The organism is Halobacillus sp. KGW1 (assembly GCF_001592845.1).
GTDB lineage: Bacteria > Bacillota > Bacilli > Bacillales > Halobacillaceae > Halobacillus.
This window is the reverse complement of sequence record NZ_LSOC01000004.1, coordinates 339,126-361,192: the sequence shown is the minus strand read 5'-3', so window position 1 is coordinate 361,192 and position 22,067 is coordinate 339,126. Positions and strand designations below refer to the sequence as shown.

At 48.4% G+C, this 22,067-nt stretch carries 21 protein-coding genes and 3 riboswitches; of the genes, 20 read left to right on the top strand and 1 reads right to left on the bottom strand.

Annotated features, from left to right (window positions below; genetic code table 11):
• The first annotated feature begins 99 nt into the window (after positions 1-99).
• The 13 genes from AXG56_RS16635 to AXG56_RS16575 all read left to right on the top strand — a co-directional run bounded on the left by AXG56_RS16635 (position 100) and on the right by AXG56_RS16575 (position 16,388).
• Complete coding sequence (locus tag AXG56_RS16635; RefSeq protein WP_008633596.1) at positions 100-1,104, top strand: UDP-N-acetylglucosamine 4,6-dehydratase family protein; 1,005 nt, start codon at positions 100-102, stop codon at positions 1,102-1,104.
• Between the two features lie 22 nt (positions 1,105-1,126).
• Positions 1,127-2,602 carry a spore coat polysaccharide biosynthesis protein gene (locus tag AXG56_RS16630; RefSeq protein WP_008633595.1) on the top strand — a complete coding sequence of 492 codons (1,476 nt, stop codon included), beginning with the start codon at positions 1,127-1,129 and terminating at the stop codon, positions 2,600-2,602.
• A 72-nt stretch (positions 2,603-2,674) separates the two neighbouring features.
• Positions 2,675-3,619 carry a dTDP-glucose 4,6-dehydratase gene (locus tag AXG56_RS16625; RefSeq protein WP_008633594.1) on the top strand — a complete coding sequence of 315 codons (945 nt, stop codon included), beginning with the start codon at positions 2,675-2,677 and terminating at the stop codon, positions 3,617-3,619.
• A gap of 59 nt (positions 3,620-3,678) precedes the next feature.
• Positions 3,679-4,836, top strand: coding sequence for a UDP-4-amino-4,6-dideoxy-N-acetyl-beta-L-altrosamine transaminase (gene pseC / locus AXG56_RS16620; RefSeq protein ID WP_153017449.1), 1,158 nt, complete (start codon positions 3,679-3,681; stop codon positions 4,834-4,836).
• The gene (gene pseG / locus AXG56_RS16615; protein ID WP_062515543.1) at positions 4,833-5,879 is read left to right on the top strand and encodes a UDP-2,4-diacetamido-2,4,6-trideoxy-beta-L-altropyranose hydrolase; all 1,047 of its coding nucleotides are present in this window, start codon (positions 4,833-4,835) and stop codon (positions 5,877-5,879) included. Before pseC ends, pseG begins: the two co-directional genes overlap by 4 nt.
• On the top strand, positions 5,872-6,390 hold the full coding sequence (gene pseH / locus AXG56_RS16610; protein WP_008633591.1) for a UDP-4-amino-4,6-dideoxy-N-acetyl-beta-L-altrosamine N-acetyltransferase: 519 nt from the start codon (positions 5,872-5,874) through the stop codon (positions 6,388-6,390). Before pseG ends, pseH begins: the two co-directional genes overlap by 8 nt.
• The gene (gene pseI / locus AXG56_RS16605) at positions 6,381-7,430 is read left to right on the top strand and encodes a pseudaminic acid synthase (RefSeq protein ID WP_062515541.1); all 1,050 of its coding nucleotides are present in this window, start codon (positions 6,381-6,383) and stop codon (positions 7,428-7,430) included. The genes pseH and pseI overlap by 10 nt, the downstream gene beginning before the upstream one ends.
• 13 nt (positions 7,431-7,443) lie before the next feature.
• Complete coding sequence (locus AXG56_RS16600) at positions 7,444-8,184, top strand: cytidylyltransferase domain-containing protein (protein WP_026578752.1); 741 nt, start codon at positions 7,444-7,446, stop codon at positions 8,182-8,184.
• A gap of 316 nt (positions 8,185-8,500) precedes the next feature.
• On the top strand, positions 8,501-9,466 hold the full coding sequence (locus tag AXG56_RS16595; RefSeq protein WP_008633584.1) for a MoxR family ATPase: 966 nt from the start codon (positions 8,501-8,503) through the stop codon (positions 9,464-9,466).
• Positions 9,463-10,728 carry a DUF58 domain-containing protein gene (locus tag AXG56_RS16590; RefSeq protein ID WP_026578751.1) on the top strand — a complete coding sequence of 422 codons (1,266 nt, stop codon included), beginning with the start codon at positions 9,463-9,465 and terminating at the stop codon, positions 10,726-10,728. Before AXG56_RS16595 ends, AXG56_RS16590 begins: the two co-directional genes overlap by 4 nt.
• Positions 10,728-12,926, top strand: coding sequence for a transglutaminaseTgpA domain-containing protein (locus tag AXG56_RS16585; protein ID WP_062515539.1), 2,199 nt, complete (start codon positions 10,728-10,730; stop codon positions 12,924-12,926). The genes AXG56_RS16590 and AXG56_RS16585 overlap by 1 nt, the downstream gene beginning before the upstream one ends.
• Before the next feature lie 31 nt (positions 12,927-12,957).
• Positions 12,958-13,059: riboswitch (purine riboswitch) on the top strand.
• 116 nt (positions 13,060-13,175) lie between these two features.
• A complete protein-coding gene (gene guaA / locus AXG56_RS16580) occupies positions 13,176-14,714 on the top strand; it encodes a glutamine-hydrolyzing GMP synthase (RefSeq protein ID WP_008633576.1) in 1,539 nt (512 codons plus the stop codon).
• A gap of 78 nt (positions 14,715-14,792) precedes the next feature.
• A riboswitch (purine riboswitch) is annotated at positions 14,793-14,895 on the top strand.
• A 158-nt stretch (positions 14,896-15,053) separates the two neighbouring features.
• Positions 15,054-16,388 (top strand): NCS2 family permease, encoded by a 1,335-nt coding sequence (locus tag AXG56_RS16575; RefSeq protein ID WP_026578750.1) that lies wholly within the window; start codon positions 15,054-15,056, stop codon positions 16,386-16,388.
• A gap of 152 nt (positions 16,389-16,540) precedes the next feature.
• Here the strand turns inward: AXG56_RS16575 and AXG56_RS16570 are convergent, their stop codons facing one another.
• Positions 16,541-16,969, bottom strand: coding sequence for an Hsp20/alpha crystallin family protein (locus AXG56_RS16570; protein WP_008633570.1), 429 nt, complete (start codon positions 16,967-16,969; stop codon positions 16,541-16,543).
• 143 nt (positions 16,970-17,112) lie between these two features.
• Here AXG56_RS16570 and AXG56_RS16565 point away from each other — a divergent pair, with 143 nt between their 5' ends.
• From AXG56_RS16565 to purS, 7 genes are all read left to right on the top strand, one after another.
• Positions 17,113-17,682, top strand: a complete 570-nt coding sequence (locus AXG56_RS16565) for a DUF2179 domain-containing protein (protein WP_008633569.1) — start codon at positions 17,113-17,115, stop codon at positions 17,680-17,682.
• On the top strand, positions 17,651-17,851 hold the full coding sequence (locus AXG56_RS16560) for an NETI motif-containing protein (RefSeq protein WP_062515537.1): 201 nt from the start codon (positions 17,651-17,653) through the stop codon (positions 17,849-17,851). The genes AXG56_RS16565 and AXG56_RS16560 overlap by 32 nt, the downstream gene beginning before the upstream one ends.
• An 80-nt stretch (positions 17,852-17,931) precedes the next feature.
• A riboswitch (purine riboswitch) is annotated at positions 17,932-18,032 on the top strand.
• Positions 18,033-18,125: 93 nt separating this feature from the next.
• Positions 18,126-18,617 (top strand): 5-(carboxyamino)imidazole ribonucleotide mutase, encoded by a 492-nt coding sequence (purE, locus tag AXG56_RS16555; protein WP_008633564.1) that lies wholly within the window; start codon positions 18,126-18,128, stop codon positions 18,615-18,617.
• Positions 18,607-19,734 (top strand): 5-(carboxyamino)imidazole ribonucleotide synthase, encoded by a 1,128-nt coding sequence (gene purK, locus AXG56_RS16550; protein ID WP_062515536.1) that lies wholly within the window; start codon positions 18,607-18,609, stop codon positions 19,732-19,734. Before purE ends, purK begins: the two co-directional genes overlap by 11 nt.
• Positions 19,735-19,752: 18 nt before the next feature.
• Complete coding sequence (purB, locus tag AXG56_RS16545; RefSeq protein WP_008633561.1) at positions 19,753-21,045, top strand: adenylosuccinate lyase; 1,293 nt, start codon at positions 19,753-19,755, stop codon at positions 21,043-21,045.
• A gap of 66 nt (positions 21,046-21,111) precedes the next feature.
• Positions 21,112-21,834: a phosphoribosylaminoimidazolesuccinocarboxamide synthase gene (gene purC, locus AXG56_RS16540; RefSeq protein WP_062515534.1), complete on the top strand. Its 723-nt coding sequence runs from the start codon at positions 21,112-21,114 to the stop codon at positions 21,832-21,834.
• The gene (purS, locus tag AXG56_RS16535) at positions 21,822-22,067 is read left to right on the top strand and encodes a phosphoribosylformylglycinamidine synthase subunit PurS (RefSeq protein ID WP_008633557.1); all 246 of its coding nucleotides are present in this window, start codon (positions 21,822-21,824) and stop codon (positions 22,065-22,067) included. The genes purC and purS overlap by 13 nt, the downstream gene beginning before the upstream one ends.

The following is a 22,067-nucleotide window of genomic DNA, read 5'->3' as shown; positions in this document are numbered from 1 at the left end:
CTTCCTTTGGAATATATATAGTAGTCAAGAGATATAAAAGTATGCCTTATTTCCCGAATGATTCACTAGTTTGATTTGATGGAAGGAAGAAGGGATGGAATGTTTTTTAAAGGAAAGAAGATTTTAATCATTGGAGGTACCGGAACAATTGGTTCCAGTATCGTGCGGCAGTTGCTGCAGGAGTCTCCTGCTGTCATCCGGGTATTCAGCCGTGATGAACATAAACAGCATGAGCTGCATAATGAACTGGGTCCAAGGCAGAATCTCCGGTTTCTTATCGGGGATGTAAGAAATTATGACCGAGTTCATACCGCTATGCATGATGTCGATTATGTGTTTCACCTGGCAGCGATGAAGCATGTTCCTGCCTGTGAATACAATCCATATGAAGCGGTGCTTACGAATGTGGAAGGGACTCATAATGTCATTAAGGCAGCACTGGCAAAGGATGTAGAGAAAGTCGTATTTACAAGTACAGATAAGGCGATTTCCCCGACGAATACGTATGGGGCGACCAAGCTGACCGCAGAACGTCTGATCACATCGGCGGAATACAGCAAAGGGAGCAGCCGTACGGTTTTTGCCAGTGTACGCTTCGGGAATGTCATGGGTTCCAGAGGATCCGTCATTCCGCTGTTTAAGAAACAAGTAGTCGATAAGAAGAAAATTACGGTGACGGATCGGCGGATGACCCGGTTTATGATGACGCTCGATCAAGCGACAAATTTGACGATACAGGCGTTGAAGGAAGCGAAGGGCGGCGAAGTGTTTGTGCTCAAGATGCCGATCATTGCCCTGGAAGATCTCTACACGCTCGTTATTAAGGAAATGTGTCGGAAGTATCAATGGAAGACTACAGACATTCAAATTGAGGAAATCGGACTTCGTCCGGGCGAGAAAATGTATGAAGAGCTGATGACAGAGGAAGAGTCGGTGACGGCATGGGAGCTCCCGGGGATGTATGTCATCCCGCACCCGATCAAGAAAGAACAAGCATATCGCAGCGCCAGGAAGGCGAAGCCGGGTACGTACAGCTCCTCCGGTCTTCCTCCCATTACCATAGAGGAATTATATCGCTTATTAAAAGAAGAGGGATTACTGTAAACAGGAAAGAGAGGAGGTTCGTATGAATATATTTGAAAGCAATTATTGGTCTGCTTATCTAGATTTTTTGGAAGATTTTCAAAGTCTTCAATATAAAGGGTACACCATTGCCCATCTTTGTCACTTCCGGAGTCTCATCGGCAAGAATGCTAAAGTGCTGGCGGCTCTTGAGAAAGCAACATTCAGGAAAGTGCTGCGTAATAGAGTGACAGACTCTACGCAGGTGCAGGCAGTTTTCAACCACTTTAAAGCGAGTCATCAAGTACCTGTGAATAAGAAACCGAATGGCAAGATCATCTTTCATGACGTGTACAACTTGATGAGAATTCCGAATGAAACGTACACGAAATATTTCCAAAAGCATCGAACGCTTATAGTAAAAGAGAAGGCAAGCAAATTAAAAGAAGAGAAGTTGAAACAGAAGAGCGCCATGAAAAAAGGTGCGCGGATGAAGAAGAAAGCACCTTCGAAGACGGTGAAGAGTGCTTCGCCACCGGTTCAATATTTCGATGCGTACCAGAAGCATCCCCGGACATCTGCGATCAGTCAGGCGAAACTGCATGCAACGAAATTGCTGAAGAAATTTCCAAACCATCCAATATATCAAGATGCCAATTTTAGAAAAGTACTTTGGATTCAAATCAGTAAAATCATTTTACGTGTGGAAGAAGCGACTCAGCTGTTCCGCTCTTTATCTGTATCCGCCATCGTCGTTCCTTCTACGCACTATCCGGAAAGCAGAACGTTCGTTATGGTCGCTGCCAAACATGGAGTGCCGACCATTTGTATGCAGCACGGCATCGTTTCCGGTGAATTCGGATACCTTCCGAAAATTGCAGATGTGGATGCTGTTTACGGCAGATTCGAAGTGGATTGGTATATATCGAAAGGGGTGAAACCGAAGGGCGTTGCCATTATCGGTCATCCTCGCTTCGATTTGATTCATAAGCCGGCAAAAAGCTCCAAAGCGAAGCTGGTCCGTCAGCTGGGGCTGGATCCGAAGAAGAAGACGGTACTTGTTATCGTACGCGGCGGTTCCCAGGTGAAAAGCTGGCGGAAGTTCCTCGATCGTCTGCACGGGAAGAGTAAAGTGAATATCATCGTGAAGGACTATCCGAGTTCCAAGTCCCAGCGTCTCGTCAAATCCAACCCCTATATATTCTCCGCGCAAGGTCTTCAACTTTATGACCTCCTTCATTTATCCGATGCTGTTGTGTCCTACTCCTCGACGGTCGGATTGGAAGCGATGCTTGCAAAGAAACCGGTATTCATTCTGAATGAACCATTTCCCGGCTATTCGGGATACTATACGATTCTTGGGAAATTAGTCCAAAGCAACCCGGTGCGGCTGGCGGATCTCGTCACGTCCTACTTTCATACGAACGATATGAAAGTATATGTTCGTAACAAAGAGAAAGCGTTTCTTGACCGTTCTTATAATCAAAAACACCCTGCCGGCAAGCGGCTGGCTGGTCTCATTCATCATATGACTAATTAAGATGCTTCTTTCTATGAATAAAGCCCTTTTCTTAGAAATATGTATGGACAATATAAGGGAGGGGTGTGCATTTTGAACATTCTTGTGACAGGCGGCGCCGGTTTCATCGGCAGATGGGTCGTCCGAAAACTGCTGGAAGACGGGCACCAAGTATGGGTGCTGGATGATTTATCAAATGGACGTATTGAGAATATGGAAGAATTATTGTCCCATAAGAACTTTCGAGCGTTCATCCATGGCGATATCAAAGACGAAGCAACCGTGCAAGCCTTGTTTTATCCGGGGATCGACCTTTGTTATCATCTGGCTGCAAGCATCAATGTCCAGGATAGCATCGATGATCCGGTGACGACGTTCCATAACGATACTATCGGTACATTCTATCTGCTTGAAGAATGCCGTAAACGTAACGTGAAAATGGTATTCATGAGTACCTGTATGGTTTATGACAGGGCTGTGGACGACAAAGGGATTGCTGAAAGCGATCCGATCAAGCCGGCATCCCCGTACGCAGGCGCTAAAATTGCAGCGGAAAATATGGTGTTGTCGTATTATTACGCTTACGATCTCCCTGTAACAGTCGTCCGGCCGTTCAACACGTATGGGCCTTTTCAGAAGACGGGAGGAGAAGGCGGCGTAGTGGCCATCTTCATTAAGAACAAACTCCATGGTCTGCCGCTGCAAATTTATGGAGATGGACGTCAGACACGCGATTTATTGTATGTAGAAGACTGTGCCGGTTTCGTCGTGGAGGCGGGGTACCAGAGTGAAGTGGACGGCGAAATTGTCAATGCCGGTTTAGGAAGGGACATTTCCGTTAATGATCTGGCCGCATTGATCGTAGAAGATGAATCGCGTATTGAACATATCGAGCATATCCATCCACAAAGCGAGATTCCGAAACTTCTCTGTGATTACAGGAAGGCGAAGAGACTTCTGGATTGGGAGCCTGCCGTTACATTAGAGGAAGGCATCCGTCGTACGGAAGAGTGGATCAAGACGACTAAACTCATTTAAAGGGGAACGGTCCATTGGGAAAGTTAGCGATAGTAGGGGGGAAGCCTGTCCGTGATTCGATGCTTGCCTACGGCAGGCAGTTTATTGATGATGACGATATCGACGCTGTCGTGAACGTCTTGAAAAGTGATTATTTAACGACTGGGCCGACCATCGAGCGCTTCGAAAAGGAACTCTCGGAATATGTCGGCTCTTCGTATGCCGTTACTTTCTCAAGCGGAACGGCTGCCCTGCACGCTGCATGCTTCGCTGCCGGTGTGACAGAGGGGGCGGAGGTGATCACGACGCCGATCACTTTTGTCGCAAGTGCCAACTGTGTCCTTTACAGCGGTGGGACACCTGTATTTGCGGACGTCGATCCGATTCATTACAATATCGATCCAGTATCCGTGGAAAAGCTGGTGACGGAGAAAACGAAAGCCATCATACCTGTCGACTTTACGGGACAGCCGGCAGACTATAAAGAGCTTCGAAGAATCGCCGACGAGAACGGGCTGGTGATCATCGAGGATGGTGCCCATGCCCTCGGTGCGGAATACGAAGGGAAGAAAGTCGGTTCGTTCAGTGATATGACGATGTTCAGCTTCCATCCTGTCAAACATATTACGACGGGAGAAGGTGGTGTGATCACGACGGATAACCCGGTTTTCTATGAGAAATTGAAGTTGTTCCGGACCCATGGCATCACTCGTGACACACATCAGCTCGAACAAAATCGGAAGTCCTGGGAATATGAAATGCAGTTCCTCGGCTATCACTACCGCATGACGGATATCCAGGCAGCTTTAGGAAGCAGTCAGCTGAATAAATTAGAACGCTTCCTTACTTTGCGAAGGGCGTATGCGGCGAAATATGACGAGGCTTTCCGCAACTTGGAAGGAGTCGAAATCCCATGCCAGCTGAAAGATACGAAATCAAGCTGGCATTTATATGTTCTTCGTTTAAGTGGGAAGCTTGCTCCGTTGAGGACGGAAGTGTTCGAATCCCTGCGGGCGGAAAATATCGGAGTGAATGTCCACTACATGCCTGTCCATCTTCAACCTCATTACCAACGACTTGGATATGGGCCGAACCAGTGCCCTGTTGCGGAGGAACTGTACGAACACATTCTCACTCTGCCTCTATTTCCTGGAATGTCAGAGGCGGACGTGAAGGATGTCATTACAGCCGTCCGAAAAGTCGCCGGTCACTTCAGCGGGAAAGCAGGGAAACCATGAGGGTCGGTTTCCGGGCTGATGCGTCCCGTTCCTTGGGGACCGGGCATGTGATGCGTTGTGCCACGCTCGCCGAACAGTTAAAGAAGCAGGGGGTGGATGTTTTTTTTATGTGCAGAAAACGTCCCGGGGACCTTGTGGATTGGCTGATGGAAGCCGGTATGGATGTTCATATGATCACAGGTGCAGACCCGGTGTCCTGGGAGGAGGACGCGGCTAGATGCGTGCAGGTTTTGGATAATATAGGAACGGTGGATTGGCTCGTTGTCGATCATTATCTGCTGGATGCCCGGTGGGAGGAAGTCTTGTCTGCCCGTGTCGGCGGGGTGATGGTCATCGATGATTTGGCTGACAGGCCTCATAGGTGTGGTGTGCTGCTCGATCAGAATTTGCACAAGGCTGGGGAAGCGGGGTATGCCAATCTCCTTCCACAAGGCGCCACCTGCCTTTTCGGTCCTGCGTATGCCTTGCTTCGTGAAGAATTCTACCATTATGACAAGAAGCGTAAAGAACGCTTGGGGCGTCTTGATCGAGTGCTTGTTTCCTTCGGTGGCAGTGATCCGAATAACGATACTTGGAAAGTTGTGCAGGCGTTGAAGCGGCTTGCGGAAACACCGAAAGTCGATGTCGTGGTAGGAGGCGCTTATCCTTATAAACAGGAGCTCCGCAAATTCTGCCAACAGGAGAAAATGTCCCTGCACGTCCAGACGAAACGGATGGCTCGGCTGATGCAGCAGGCAGATGTAGCTTTCGGTGCAGGTGGGAGTTCTGTGTGGGAGCGGTGTTATATGAAACTCCCGACTGTTGTCATCGAAGCTGCTGATAATCAGACGGGTGTACTATCGGCCCTTAAAGAGAGGGGAGCGGTTTTATACTTAGGGAGGAGTGAGCAGGTGACGACCGATCAAATCTATGAACAGCTTGCCCTGTTGAAGAACGATCCGTCCCTTCTCGTGAATCTGTCAAGAGCGGCGGGGGCTTTAATGGAGAAGCATCGACCGCATGCCGTTGCAGACTTTTTGACAGGAAGGTCTCCTGATGACTGAGTACACGCTTAGAGATGTGGAAGAGAAGGACTGGAGGCAGATTTGGACGTGGCGGAACAGAGAGGAAATCCGCCGACATATGTATAACAATCAACCCATTGAGTGGGATAGTCATCTCGAATGGATGAAGAAAGAGCAGAAAAATACCCAGGCTCATGCGAAGATCTTCGTCTCCGGCAAACGTCCGCTTGGATTTGTTCGATTTTCCGATATCGATCGTGTGCATAAGCGGTGTCTTTGGGGTTTCTATATCGGAGACCCGGCCGCGCCTAAAGGAGCAGGGACAGAGATGGGGAAGCTTGCCCTTGATTACATTTTCAAGCAGGAACCTGTCCAAAAAGTATGTGCAGAGGTTCTGTCTTCGAATACAGGCAGCGTTCGTTATCATGAGAAGCTTGGTTTCGTGCAGGAAGGAAGACTTTGCAGCCATTGGAACAGAGGGGGAGTGTTTCTTGACGTGATACTTCTGGCACTATTCAAGGAAGATTGGGAGGGGAAGGAATGGAGATGAAAGTGGGCGATCGGTATATCGGTGAAGCCCATCGGCCGTTCATCATCGCAGAAATGTCCGGGAACCACAATCAATCGCTGACGCGTGCCCTTGAAATCGTTGATCGCGCGGCGGACAGCGGTGCTGATGCATTGAAAATCCAGACATACACGGCAGATACGATGACACTGGATCATAAAGGGGCAGACTTTGAAATTAACCAGCAGGACAGTTTGTGGAAGGGCAAGCGCCTGTATGATCTTTATAAGGAAGCTTATACACCGTGGGAGTGGCATGAAAAGATATTCGAGCGCTGCAGAGAACGAGGTATCATTGGGTTCAGTACCCCGTTCGACGCCTCATCGGTCGATTTCCTCGAATCGCTTCATGTCTCTATGTATAAGATTGCATCCTTTGAAAATACGGATCTGCCATTGATCGAGAAGGTCGCTGCCACAGGGAAACCGGTCATCATATCGACGGGGCTTGCGACAGTCGCCGAAATAGCAGAAATGACGGCTGCTGCGCGGGGAGCCGGCTGTCGGGATTTAGTGCTTCTGAAGTGCACCAGCAGCTACCCGGCAACTCCGGAGAATTCCAATATCCGAACCATACCTAATATGAAAGAAGTGTTCCGTTGTCAAGTCGGTCTATCGGACCACACCCTCGGTACAGGGGCGGCGGTTGCAAGTGTCGCTTTAGGTGCGTCCGTCATCGAAAAGCATTTCACCTTAAATCGTAAGGACGGAGGCGTGGATTCTCAATTCTCCCTGGAACCGGAGGAGATGAAAGCACTCGTCACGGAAACGGAACGGGCATGGGAAGCGCTCGGATCTGTTCGTTACGGACCGACAGACAGCGAAAAAGGATCGGGCAAATACCGGCGCTCTCTCTATATTACAGAAGATATGAAAGCCGGTGATGTGTTGACAGAGTCGAATCTCCGGGCTATCCGCCCAGGATTCGGCATGCCGGTGAAATATATGGAAGTGCTGCTCGGGAAGAAAATCAATGCCGATCTGGTAAAAGGGACACCGATGTCCTGGAAGTGGATTGGATGAAGGGAGGAGTCACGTGAAAGTCGTCGCCATCGTGCAGGCGCGGATGGGATCGACTCGTCTGCCCGGTAAAGTATTAAAGCCGATTCTGGGAAAACCAATGCTTGTCTATCAAATCGAGCGGATGCAGCGTTCGAAGCTGATCGATCAACTGGTCATCGCTACGACCGAGCATGTCAGGGATGACCCGATCGTCGAGCTGTGCCGATCTGTCGGAGTGGCTTGTTACAGAGGGTCGGAGGATGATGTGCTGGAGAGATACTATGAAACGGCAGCGGCTTTCGATGCAGACGCTGTCGTCAGGCTGACAGCGGACTGCCCGCTGATCGACCCCAACGTGATAGACGATGTCGTCGCTGCTTACGTCCGCCGCGCACCTGCGTTTCAGTATGGTTCGAACACGGAGGTGCGGACTTATCCGCGGGGGATGGATACAAGCGTGTTCTCTTTCCAAGCGCTGGAGGAAGCATACAAGGAAGCGGTGCAGCCGGCGGAACGGGAACATGTCACGCCGTTCATCATCCGCCATTCTGAACGGTACTCGAGTTTCCACGTGACATATAAGCGGAATGCCAGTTCTCATCGGTGGACGGTGGATACAAGCGAAGATTTCGAGCTTGTGAAAAGAATTATCGAACACCTTTACCCAAGCAACCCGGGGTTTTCAATGGAAGATGTCCTTAAAGTCATCGCTGATCACCCGGATTGGGAGGATATCAACCGTCATATCGAACAGAAGGACCCAGGATCGTCCTGACTATACAGACAGCCCCGGCCATTTTGGCCGGGGCTGTTTTGCCACCTTATTTATATGTCTATAACCTTCGTCTCTTATTTCTGCGGCGTACTTTTTTATTTCTATTTGCGATGGCTTGAATCAAAGATACCATATTGGGTAAATAATGTTAATAGATTTAATAAATTTTACCAATGAAGCATAGGACGGCTGGGGCGACCTTTTTGTCGATAATATCCAGATGTTCGCATCTTTTGTCCATTAAGAATCAATATAGTATAGTTAAAGATAAGCGTGATAATTCAGAAAAATAGTTCGTTTGAAAGGGGTACACCGAATGACGCAGCAGACATTTCTGTATCAACCGAAAATATCGGAAGTACTTAAAAATATGAGACGGGTCATGATTGGGAAAGAAGAGGCGGCACTGTTGAGTGTTGTAGCTCTGCTTGCCAGAGGCCATGTGCTTCTGGAGGACGTTCCCGGTGTAGGGAAAACGATGCTTGTAAAGACGTTGGCGAAGTCGCTCGACTGCCAGTTCAAAAGGATCCAGTTCACTCCGGATCTTCTGCCGAGCGATGTGACGGGTGTATCCATTTATAATCCGAAAACATTAGAGTTCGAATTCCGTCCCGGTCCGATTCTCGGTAATATCGTCCTGGCAGATGAAATCAACCGGACATCCCCGAAGACACAGTCCGCCTTATTGGAAGGTATGGAAGAAACGAGTATTACGGTGGATGGCAATACGGTGCCGCTCAGCGATCCGTTTTTTGTCATGGCAACACAGAACCCGATCGAATATGAAGGGACCTATCCGCTGCCGGAAGCACAGCTTGACCGCTTCCTGCTCAAGATGAAAATGGGGTATCCATCTGCCAAACAGGAGATGGAAATGCTGGCAAGGACATCGGAAGGACATCCGATCGAGGAGATTACTTCTGTACTCAACCGCGAGGAGCTCGTTATGCTTCAGGAAGATGTCGACCGTGTTTATGTCGATCGGACAGTCAACCGATATATCGTAGATTTGGTGACAGGGACGAGAAGCCATGAAGGGGTGTATCTCGGGGTAAGTCCGCGTGGTTCGATCGCCCTTATGCGGGCGGCGAAGGCCTATGCATTCATCCATGACCGGGATTATGTCATTCCGGACGATATACAGTACCTGGCTCCGTATGTCCTTTCCCATCGGATGATCCTTACTTCCGAAGCACAATTCGAAGGAGCGAGCGCCGAGTCGATCATTGATCAGCTGTTGACGGCTACATCCATTCCAGTGAACAGGAACGTAGGTGAATGAGACAAACGGTGTCCTTCACTGTAAAACTCGCGATCGTCCTCCTGCTCTTTGGTGTCCTGTTTTCCTATGCAATGTTTCAAGGCGGCTTTGTCAGCTGGTTTCTCTTCTATGCCTTTCTTCCTTTTCTTCTTTATATGCTGGGCGTCCTGCTTTATCCGATTAACAACTGGAAGATCGACCGCCGCCTGTCCAAACGAACGGCGATGGGAGGAGAAACGGTGGAAGTAGAAGTGACGATGACGCGTCGGTTTGCTTATCCGATCTATTACTGCGTCATCGAGGAATACCTGCCGGAATCTTTGAAACGAATGGATCAGCATCTTGATAAGTTCAAAGATTTGGAGCGGGACGAGGCACTTCTGGAAGACAGAAAGGTAAAGCGTGTCGTTTTTCCCTGGTTTAGAAGGAAAATCAGCTATCGATATGAATTAGACAAGCTTCCCCGGGGCGAGCATCAATGGAAAGCCGTCCGGATTAAAACCGGGGACTTCTTTGGTTTCGTCACAAAAGAACACGTGTACAGGGAAGCGAGCGCTCTTTTGGTCTTTCCTTTTATTCGTCCGGTCAAAATGAAGGAGCGCGTGTACAGCTTTGAACAAGGAGCAAGTCCCTCTTTCAAATTGAATGAGAAGCATACGAACATGGTAACAGGAGTAAGGGAATACATGCCCGGAGACAGATTTGCCTGGGTCGATTGGAAGACGACAGCCAGAAAAAATGAAATGATGACAAAAGAATTTGAACAGGAGAAGAGCGTCGACATGGTGCTCATTCTGAATACGGTCCGGGAAGAAGGAATGAACGAGCTGAGCTTTGAAGGAGCTGTAGAGTTTACAGCATCTCTGTTGAATACCTTCCACAAAAAAGCCGCTCCCCTCGCTTTTATGACTCTCGGGGGAGAGAGGAAGTACTTTCCGTTTCACCAGGACCATTCCCATCACAGCCAGATACAGGCACATTTGGCGAAAGTCCGTCCGATGGAGAGTGCTTCTTTTGCTGAACAACTGGAGCGGGGACAGAAACAGGTGCCGGCTGGAATTATGATGATGATTATCAGCCATCATCTGGATAAAGATCTGCAGGTAGCTCTTGTCAAACTGGCTAAGAAGAGCAAGCGCCTCCTCTTTTACTACGTACATCCATACAATCGAATCGGACTTCAGGAGCACCAGACGTTAAAGCAGTTGAAAAGAGAAGGTGTGACGGTGGAACTGCTGACGGAAGAGCAGCTTGTGAAGCCTGGATTTGAGGTGAGTACATGATGCAGGACCGGCAGACGTTCTACTATCGGCTGGCTTTATATGTAATTGGTTTTTTACTGTTTTGTGAGTGGTTGCGGCCGTTGGAAGAAATTTCGGAAACGAATGATACGAGGATCTTCTTCCTCTATGCGGGATTCTGCTTCTTCCTCTCTTTTCTGCAGGTGCCTTGGTGGATTTCAGTCCCGCTGAAAGGATTGGGACTTGCCTTTATTCTCGACGGGATGTATATAGCGGAACGAATTTTCTCGCCGGAGTGGTTTTTGGTCCTCTATGATCAAACCGTTTTCAATTTTGAGATGATGCTTTCCCAGGAATGGTGGCAGATGACGCCGCTGTTTCGCAGCTTGTTGTTCCTTATTCTTCTGTGGTTAATGAGTTACTTATTGTATTACTGGTTCGTTATTGCAAGACGTATGTTCTTTTTCGTTGTTCTTACCTTAGTGTTTATAACCGTAACCGATACGTTTACAACGTATGAAGCTGATTGGGCTATCATACGAACCTTCATTCTTGGAATGGCGGCACTCGGTGTCTCGAGTTTCTCCAGAGAGATGGACAGGGAAGAGATTCCTTTCAAGGATTTCAGGCGTGCGAATGTCTGGATCCTTCCCCTGATCGGAATTATCCTCCTGTCTTCCGCAATAGGATACGCAGCTCCGAAACTTTCCCCTCAGTGGCCCGATCCACTTCCATACCTGCAGAGTGCGACAGGCGGTGAGGGTGGCAGTGGAACGGTCCGGAAAGTAGGGTACGGGGAAGATGACAGCTCGCTTGGTGGTTCCTTCGTCCAGGATGATACACCGATGTTCCGTGCTACGGTGGACGGAGATCGTTATTGGCGAATCGAATCGAAGGATACTTACACAGGAAAAGGCTGGGAAGATACACTCGCTGAGCCTGTGGACACGGTAAACCCATCCTCGATTCCTTTTGAAACGTTCACGAACGCCGTGGAATCCGAAGAACAGAGTGCTCTCGTGCAAATGACGGAGGATGCTCCTTTCCGTAAGCTCGTCTATCCATACGGAATTACCGGACTTGTAGAGTATCCGGAGCAATATAACCTTGCAGTCCATGAAAATACCGGGGAAATGGATACGATTTACAACGGGTCGGAAGCGAAGATGAATACGTATGTGCTCAATTATGACTATCCTTCCTTTGAATACAACCAGCTGCGGGAAGCAGACGGGGAAGATCCGGAAGAGATTCAGGACCATTACCTGCAGCTTCCGGATAATCTTCCGAACAGAGTCAGGAATCTTGCCTCCCAAATTGTCGAAGGGGAAGACAACAGGTATGATCGTGCCAAAGCGGTAGAGTCCTACTTTGCAGCAAACGGGTTCGAATATTCGACGACGGATGTTGCCGTTCCGAGAGATAATCAGGACTATGTCGATCAATTCCTGTTTGAATCACAAGTAGGGTATTGTGATAACTACTCCACTTCGATGGTGGTGCTGCTGAGGTCGGAAGGGATTCCTGCCCGTTGGGTGAAAGGGTTCACTGGTGGGGAGCGTCTCGGTGCGGAGGAGAATCCTTTCGCAGAAAACGAAGTCCAGAACGTTTATGAAGTGACAAGTGCCAATGCCCATTCCTGGGTGGAGGTTTATTTCCCTGAAATTGGGTGGGTTCCATTCGAACCGACGCAAGGGTTTTCCAATAACGCCGATTTTTATACAGATATCGAGCAGGATACGGAGACGGAAGAAAGCGATGCTCGTGAGCAGGAGACGACTCCTGAAGAAGGAGCCGGCAATCCTCAGGAGATGGAAGAGGAAGAGAACAGCTCGGATTCTGCTGCGCTGGAAGGTACATCTTCCGAGCAGAACGGAATGTGGGGTTGGATCATACTGTTTGTCCTTGTGATTCTGGCCGCTGTCCTCGTTTTCTTGATGAGATATCGTTTGCTTGCCTTTTTCTATATCCGCAGGCTTCGTCAGACGAATAAGGAAGATACGTTTGAGAAGGCCTATGCGTTTCTGTTAAAAGCGCTGCACCATAAGGGTCTGAAGCGCAAACAGGATCAAACCCTCCGGGAATACGCGGAAGAGGTGGACCGGCGTTATCAGTCGAACGAGATGCGCCGACTGACGAATCATTATGAACGTCTCCTCTATGGAGGAGGGGACTCTATGAAGCGCTGGCCGGAAGTCACTGAATTATGGGAAAATTTAATTAAAAGGACATTGTCTTGATTACTTTTGTTGCGGTTGATAGAATGAATGGCAATTAGATGCGTTCTTCCTTCGTATATCCTCGAGAATATGGCTCGAGAGTCTCTACCGGGATACCGTAAATTTCCTGACTATGAAGGTGGAAATCACGTGACATGTCTCGGCATGGGATGGATTTCTGCCTTCGTTTATATTAGACGAGGCGGGAATCCATTTTTTTATTGCCGGCAGGAAAGAAGGCAGTCGAACATAAATAAGGAGTGGAAGAGTATGGAACAAGTGAAAGGCATGATTCTAGTGCTTGACTTCGGAAGTCAATACAACCAGTTGATCACCCGGAGAATCCGTGAATTCGGAGTGTACAGTGAACTTCATTCTCATAAAATGACTATTGAAGAAATCAAGGAATTGAATCCCAGCGGGATCATCCTGTCCGGTGGACCGAACAGTGTATACGGGGAAAACAGCTTCCGTTGCGATGAGCAGATCTTTGAATTAGGCATTCCAGTACTGGGAATCTGCTACGGCATGCAGCTGATGACGCACCACTTCGGCGGCAAAGTAGAGCGTGCGAAAGAACGGGAATACGGCAAAGCGGATATCACTGTTAAAGAGAGCCCGGTCATCTTCCGTAAAACTCCTAAAGAGCAGACCGTTTGGATGAGTCACAGTGATAAGGTAATTGAAGCGCCGGAAGGTTTCCGCGTCGACGCGACAAGTCCTTCCTGTCCTGTAGCAGCGATCAGCAATGATGATGCACGTATGTACGGCGTCCAGTTCCACCCGGAAGTGCGTCACTCTGAATATGGAAACGATATTCTGCGCAGCTTCGTTTTCGACGTTTGTGAAGCGACGGATGACTGGACGATGGAACACGTCATTGAGATGGAAGTGGAGAAAATCCGTGAGCAGGTAGGAGATCGTAAAGTGCTCTGTGCATTAAGCGGAGGAGTCGATTCTTCTGTCGTCGCCGCTTTGATTCACCGCGCGATCGGAGACCAATTAACCTGTATCTTCGTTGACCACGGTCTTCTTAGAAAAAACGAAGCGGATGATGTCATGCGTTTCCTTGGAGAAGGATTCCAAATGAACATTATCAAAATTGATGCTAAAGAACGTTTCATGAGTAAGTTGGCAGGCGTTTCCGACCCGGAAAAGAAACGTAAGATCATTGGTAACGAGTTCATCTATGTCTTCGATGATGAAGCAGCCAAGCTGAAAGACATCGATTTCCTTGCTCAAGGAACACTTTATACGGACATTATCGAAAGTGGTACGGAAACAGCGCAGACGATTAAATCCCACCACAATGTTGGGGGTCTGCCTGAAGATATGGAATTTGAATTAATTGAGCCTTTGAATACGTTGTTTAAAGACGAAGTCCGTGCGCTCGGGCTTGAACTTGGTGTGCCGGAACATATCGTTTGGCGCCAGCCGTTCCCTGGTCCCGGCCTTGCCATCCGTGTCCTCGGTGAAGTGACGGAAGAGAAGCTGGAAATCGTTCGCGAGTCGGACGCTGTTCTTCGTGACGAAATCAAGAAGGCAGGGCTTGACCGCGACATTTGGCAGTACTTCACAGTTCTTCCTAACATCAAGTCCGTCGGTGTCATGGGAGATGAACGGACGTATGATCACACGATCGGCATTCGTGCCGTAACATCCATTGACGGTATGACATCTGATTGGGCGCGTATCCCATGGGATGTGCTGGAGAGGATCTCCACGCGTATCGTCAACGAAGTCGATCATATTAACCGCGTTGTGTATGATGTAACGAGCAAGCCGCCGGCAACCATTGAATGGGAATAAGCGAACGATTTTAATTTTATTAAGTGTAATGTTCGGAAATAGGCTTGACTCTCTTCTTCTGACCTAGTAAGATAGAATCAAATAATAAAGTATCACCGTCGTATAATTTTGGGGATAGGGCCCATGAGTTTCTACCAGACCGCCGTAAATTGGTCTGACTACGTTGGTGGATGGATGTTGTGGTTATGTGAATTTACTTCAGGGCCCTCGTCCATCTCCTTCGTTTTCGTAGACACTCTCGGGAATCTCCCGGGGTGTCTTTTTTATTTGTTCAACCATGTTCTTGGAATGCCGGGCATTTCAAGAAGGATCAGGGAAAGAAAAGGGAGGAAAAAGAACGTGCGCAATTATTTTAAATTCAAGGAGAACGGCACGACCTATCGTCGTGAAATCATAGCAGGACTAACGACCTTCCTGGCTATGGCATATATTTTGTTCGTCAATCCATCGACGCTTGCGTTGGATGGAATCGATCAGCTTCCTGAAGGTGTTACGCGGATGGATAAAGGGGCTATCTTTACAGCTACTGCGATCGCAGCTGCTATCGGAACATTAATCATGGGGGTATTCGCGAAATATCCGATTGCTCTCGCTCCGGGTATGGGCTTGAACGCCTTCTTCGCCTATACGGTTGTTCTTGGCTATGGAATTCCTTGGGAAACGGCACTTGCCGGTGTATTGGCTTCCGGACTTATTTTTATCGTTTTAACTCTTACAGGACTACGCCAATTAATCATCGATGCCATTCCTGGAAACCTTAAGCTCGCTGTAGGTGCCGGAATCGGCCTCTACATCGCTTTTATCGGCTTTCAGAATGCAGGAATTGTCGTGAACAGTGATGCGACTCTTGTTCAAATGGGGGATCTTACTTCAGGCCCTGTACTGCTTGCTGTCTTCGGAATTGTCATCAGCGTCATCTTGATGGCGTTGGGGATGAAGGGCGGTATTTTCTACGGTATGGTGCTGACAGCTGTAGCGGGTATGGTTTCCGGACTGATTGCACCGCCTTCCGGGTTGAGCGATATCGTCGGTTCTGCACCTTCGGTTGCGCCGACGTTTGGGGCAGCATTGGAGCATTTCGGAGATATCTTCACGATGGAGATGCTTGTCGTCATTTTGACTTTCTTGTTCGTTGACTTCTTTGATACAGCTGGAACGCTCGTAGCAGTGGCGACCCAGGCTGGATTTATGAAGGATAACAAGCTCCCAAGAGCGGATAGAGCTCTATTTGCTGATTCTACAGCGACTGTAGCAGGTGCTATTGTAGGAACGTCTACGACGACTTCTTACATCGAATCGACTGCAGGTGTCGGGGCCGGCGGGCGTACCGGATTCACTTCTGTTGTGACGGCTTTGTGCTTTATTCTTGCATTGTTCTTCTCGCCTCTCTTGTCCATCGTGACTGCTGAAGTGACGGCTCCTGCCTTGATCATCGTCGGTGTATTGATGGCTTCTGCTTTGAAGAGCATCGATTGGGACGAGTTCGAAGTTGCTGTTCCGGCCTTCTTCACAATCGTAGCGATGCCGTTGACGTACAGTATTGCGACGGGGATTGCAATCGGGTTTATCTTCTATCCGATTACGATGCTTCTAAAAGGGAGAACAAAAGAGATTCATCCGATCATGTACTTCTTGTTCGTTATCTTTATTTTGTACTTCATCTTCCTTGCGTAAGGCAGAAAGGATGAGGGAAACCGTCAGCCGCAGGCTGGCGGTTTCTTTTGAAAGGTGATGGCGGGCTCCCGTGAGACGGTTTTCGTTCCTTCCCGATACGGACAAGTATATAGGGGGAGATCCGGAGAGCTGCCGCATACTCTTCTCTCCTTTTATTCCTTTTCTTCCAGGTGGCGGATCTGGATAGGGCGCTGGTTGGTGGCATCTGTGATATAACGTTGCAGCTTGATAATCAGCAGCCCGTGCTGATAAGTCGCGTCGATTTTATCATGACGAACAGGGAACGGGAGATCGATCGTCCTTTCAAACATGCCATCCGGAATTTCGGATTTGACCTGCTTGCCGCCGCGCTTGTTGAACGAAATTTTCCCTTTTAAGGTTAGTGTCGTATGATCGACAAGCACGTCGATGTTCTTTGGTTTATCCATTCCGGGAATATTCACATAGCATAAGAGCTCCTGGTCATATTGATAGATGTTGACAGCTGGAATGGGGGGCTTCATCATCCCGTCGAAATCATCCCAGAATTCATGGCCGAAGAAGCGGTCCATGTTGGTTTTCCAATCCTTGAATTGGTTCATGTCATCAGCCTCCGTAAATTGTCATTAATTGCGGTAAAAAAAGATTGTGTATGGACATTCCCATGGTTTATAGTGTATGCATGAATATTGACGAGAAGAATTTCTTGGGTCTATATTTGCAACATAAGTAGGGGGATGCATCCATGTTAGAAAACCCATTATTGCTCATTGTGATCATTTTAGCCGTTAACATTGTCTATGTTTCGTTCTTTACATTACGGATGATTTTTACGTTGAAAGGCCGTCGTTATATTGCCGCGTTCATCAGTACATTTGAAATAGTTACCTACGTCTTTGGTCTTGGGCTCGTCCTTGATCGTCTGGATCAGATAGAGAATGTCCTTGCCTATGCTCTTGGTTATGGTCTTGGTGTTATCGTTGGTATGAAGATTGAAGAGAAATTGGCTCTCGGTTATATTACAGTGAACGTGATATCGTCCGATCCGGATATCGAATTCACGCGGAAGCTCCGGGATAAGGGGTACGGCGTGACGAGTTGGTATGCTTATGGAATGGAAGGGGATCGGCTGGCCATGCAGATTCTGACTCCAAGGAAATACGAGCTTTCCTTATATGAAACGATTCGTCATATCGATCCGAAAGCGTTTATCGTCGCTTATGAACCGAAACAGATCCATGGCGGGTTCTGGGTGAAATCCGTTAAGAAAGGAAAGATACGTCATGCCCAGCAAGAACAGCAAGAAGCGCTTTGAAGTGCAGGAGAATGAAACCATCGGCCAGTGCCTCGATCGGATGAAGCGGGAAGGCTACACGCCGATCCGCCGGGCGGAGGAGCCGATTTTTCGGGAGGAAACCCGAAATGGGGAAAAAGTAATGGAACCGATAGAGAAAAGGATTGTTTTTCACGCAGTGAAAGAATAAAACCGAACGATTAGTATTTTTATTTTCTTTAATGTTCGACTTTGCGTTGACATCGACAAGTTTCTCCTGATATGATGAAAGCAGAATTGCATAGGCGACCTCATATAAGACGGGAATAAGGCCCGTTCGTCTCTACCTGGGAACCGTAAATTCCCGGACTATGAGGGGAGTTTAAGCTTGGATGCTTTCAAGTGGGACACGTGTGCCTGCTCGACTCCTCTCATTAGTTGAGAGCGTCGAGCAGGTTTTTTTATGAAGAAAGGGATGAATATGAATGGCTAGTGTTGGCGTAATCATGGGCAGCATTTCCGATTGGGAGACAATGCAGGGGGCATGTGCCGTCCTTGATGAACTTGGGATCGGATACGAGAAGGAAATCATATCAGCTCACCGGACACCGGAGGATATGTTCACTTACGCAGAAGATGCGCGCGGACGAGGGTTGAAGGTCATCATTGCCGGAGCGGGAGGGGCAGCCCACCTTCCGGGAATGGTTGCTTCTAAAACGACCCTGCCTGTCATCGGAGTCCCTGTTGAATCAAAAGCATTGAAAGGAATGGATTCCCTTCTATCTATAGTACAGATGCCTGGAGGAGTTCCTGTGGCGACTGTAGCGATCGGAAGTGCCGGTGCAAAGAATGCAGGTCTTCTTGCTGCAGAAATCATCGGAGCTTTCGATGAAGAGGTGGCCGGCAGATTGTCGGTGTACAGAGAACAGATGGTGGAGAAAGTAGAAGGAATGAGGAGGGATTTGCGTGAGTCCTAAGGTTATTCGACCAGGTCAGACGATCGGAATTCTTGGAGGCGGCCAGCTCGGAAGAATGATGGCGGTCGCTGCCAGACACATGGGATACAAAATCGCCGTCATGGACCCGGCGGAAGATTGTCCGTGTGCACCGCTTGCAGATGAGCAGATCATCGCTGCTTATGACGATAAAGAAGCTGCTCAAAAACTGAGTGAAGTCAGTGACGTCATTACGTACGAATTCGAAAATGTCGACCTTGAAGTCGCCAAGCTGTTTGAAGAAGCCGGCAAACTGCCTCAAGGATCTCTGGCCCTCGCCGTTACGCAGAACCGTTCCAAAGAAAAGCAGGCAGCGGTCGACGCAGGCTTGTCTGTTCCGGAATACCGGATTATCGAATCCTATGACCAATGCAAAGAAGCATTGGAAAGCATCGGTTACCCTGCCGTCGTTAAGACGATCAGCGGGGGGTACGATGGTAAGGGACAGCTGAAGCTGGAAGATGAGAGCAGCCTGGACGAGCTATCTCCTTTCATTAAAGAGGGCGGCATCTATATTGTCGAACAGTGGCTGCTATTTGATTTAGAAATCTCTCAAGTATTCACTAGAGGAATGGACGGAATCATCCGGACCTTCCCGCTTGCAGAAAATATCCATAAGAATCATATCCTTCATGAAACAAGAGTCCCTGCCAACGTATCAGAGGCCGTCCGTCAGAAAGCGGACGAGGCGGTTCGAGTGCTGGCAGATGAGATCGGAGTCGTCGGAACGTTCGCAGTGGAGATGTTCGTCAAAGGAGACGACATCTATATCAACGAAATGGCACCAAGGCCGCATAACTCCGGTCACTTCACGATCGAGGCTTGCAACGTATCCCAGTTTGAACAACATGTCCGTGCAATCTGCGGTCTTCCGCTTCTTCCGGTGCATACATTCGGAGCGGCAGTGATGGTCAATGTCCTAGGCAAGCACCGCGGGATACTAATTGACAAGATCGAGCAATATGAGGGTTGTCATTTTCACGATTACGGTAAAGGAGAAGCAAGGACCAACCGTAAGATGGGGCACCTGACTTTTATCGGTAATGATCTAAAAGAAATTGCAACATACATGGAAACCAACCAGATACATTTATGGTAGAAACCAAGGAGGAAGACGATGATAGAACGTTATACAAGACCGGAAATGGGCGCCATTTGGACAGAGGAAAACCGCTATCAAGCATGGCTGGAAGTCGAGCTGCTTGCCTGTGAAGCTTGGAGTGAGCTTGGAGTCATCCCGAAAGAAGATGTAGAGAAACTGCGTGAGAAAGCTTCCTTTGATATCGCGCGTATTCATGAAATTGAATTGGAAACACGTCACGATGTCGTAGCGTTCACACGTGCTGTGTCCGAGACGGTCGGCGATGAGCGGAAATGGGTGCACTACGGGCTTACATCTACAGACGTGGTAGATACGGCACTCTCTTACCAGTTGAAGCAGGCGAATGAGATCATTCGTAAAGACCTTGTCAACTTCATTGAAATCCTTGGTGAGAAAGCGAAGGAACATAAGCACACGGTCATGATGGGTCGGACGCACGGGGTCCACGCAGAACCGACGACGTTCGGGTTGAAGCTTGCCCTTTACTATGAAGAAATGAAACGAAACCTGGAGCGCCTGGATCTTGCAATCAAGCATATTCAAGTCGGAAAGCTTTCCGGCGCTGTAGGAACGTATGCGAACATCGATCCTTTCGTAGAAGCTTATGTATGTGAGAAGCTGGGCCTTGATTCGGCATCTGTTTCTACACAGACACTTCAGCGCGACCGTCACGCTCATTACGTTTCCACACTGAGCTTGATTGCAACATCCATCGAGAAGATCGCTGTAGAGATCCGTGGTCTCCAGAAGACGGAAACAAGGGAAGTGGAAGAGTACTTTGCCAAGGGACAGAAAGGTTCTTCTGCTATGCCTCACAAACGTAACCCAATCGGATCCGAAAACATGACAGGGATGGCACGTGTGATCCGCGGACACATGTTGACAGCATTTGAGAACGTTCCTCTTTGGCATGAACGGGACATTTCCCACTCCTCTGCAGAGCGCGTTATTCTGCCGGATGCCACGATTGCTTTGAACTACATGTTGAACCGCTTTGGAAATATCGTGAAGAATTTGACGGTATTCCCTGATCGTATGCAGGAAAATATGGAGAAAACGTACGGCTTGATTTTCTCCCAGCGTGTTCTGCTTACATTAATTGATGAAGGCATGGTACGCGAAGAAGCATACGACCTTGTCCAGCCGAAAGCGATGGAAGCATGGGAGCGTGGAGTGCCGTTCCGTGAGCTGATTGAGGCAGATGAGAAGATTACGGCTGCCCTGTCTGAATCCCAGCTTGATGCCTGCTTCGATTACAAGCATCACCTGAAGCAAGTGGATCGTATTTTCGACCGTATCGGTCTGTAAGTAAACTGTTTTATCCGGGGATGTCGAGGACATCCCCGGCCAATCCCCATGAGTGAGGTGTTCTTCATGAAAGGTTCCTTATTGTATGAAGGTAAAGCGAAACGTGTGTATGTGACGACTGATGACCAGGAGCGTCTGGTTTTATCCTATAAAGATGATGCGACAGCATTCAACGGTAAAAAGAAAAGCGAGTTTGCAGGCAAAGGCCGCCTTAATAACTTGATCACCTCTAAAGTCTTTCAATACTTGCATAAGCAAGGAATTCCCACCCACTTTATTGAAGCGCTGAACGATACAGAGCAGTTGGTAAAGCGCACGACGATCATTCCACTGGAAGTCGTGGTCCGGAACAAAGCAGCCGGAAGTATTACGAAAAGGCTCGGTATTGAAGAGAAGACGCGCTTCCACCCGCCGATCATCGAACTGTTCTACAAAAAGGACGAATTGAATGATCCACTAATCAACGACGTTCATGCCTATCATCTGACAGACGTCAAAGAACAAGAACTCACATTCATCAAAGAACAAGCCATGATTATTAATGAACAATTGATTGCATTATTCCAATCCGCAGGCTTGGAACTCGCTGATTTCAAATTGGAATTCGGCCGTCTGCCGGACGGGACAATCGTATTGTCGGACGAAGTTTCACCGGATACATGCCGCTTATGGGATATCAAAACAGGTCAGAAAATGGACAAAGACGTATTCCGGGAAGAAATCGGCAGCCTGATCGAAGTTTATGAGAACATACTACAACGACTGGAGGAGAACGTATGCGCAAAGTAAAGATCCACATCACACTCAAAGAGGGCGTTTTAGATCCACAAGGAAAGGCTGTTCAGAACTCATTGAAGTCTTTGGAATATAACAATGTCCAGGACGTACGCGTCGGTAAATACATGGAGGTCCTTTTAGAAGACTCGGAGAATCTGGATCAGCAGGTCGATCAGATGTGTGATCAACTACTTGCCAACCCTGTCATCGAGAACTATACGTACACGATCGAGGAGGTAGGCTGA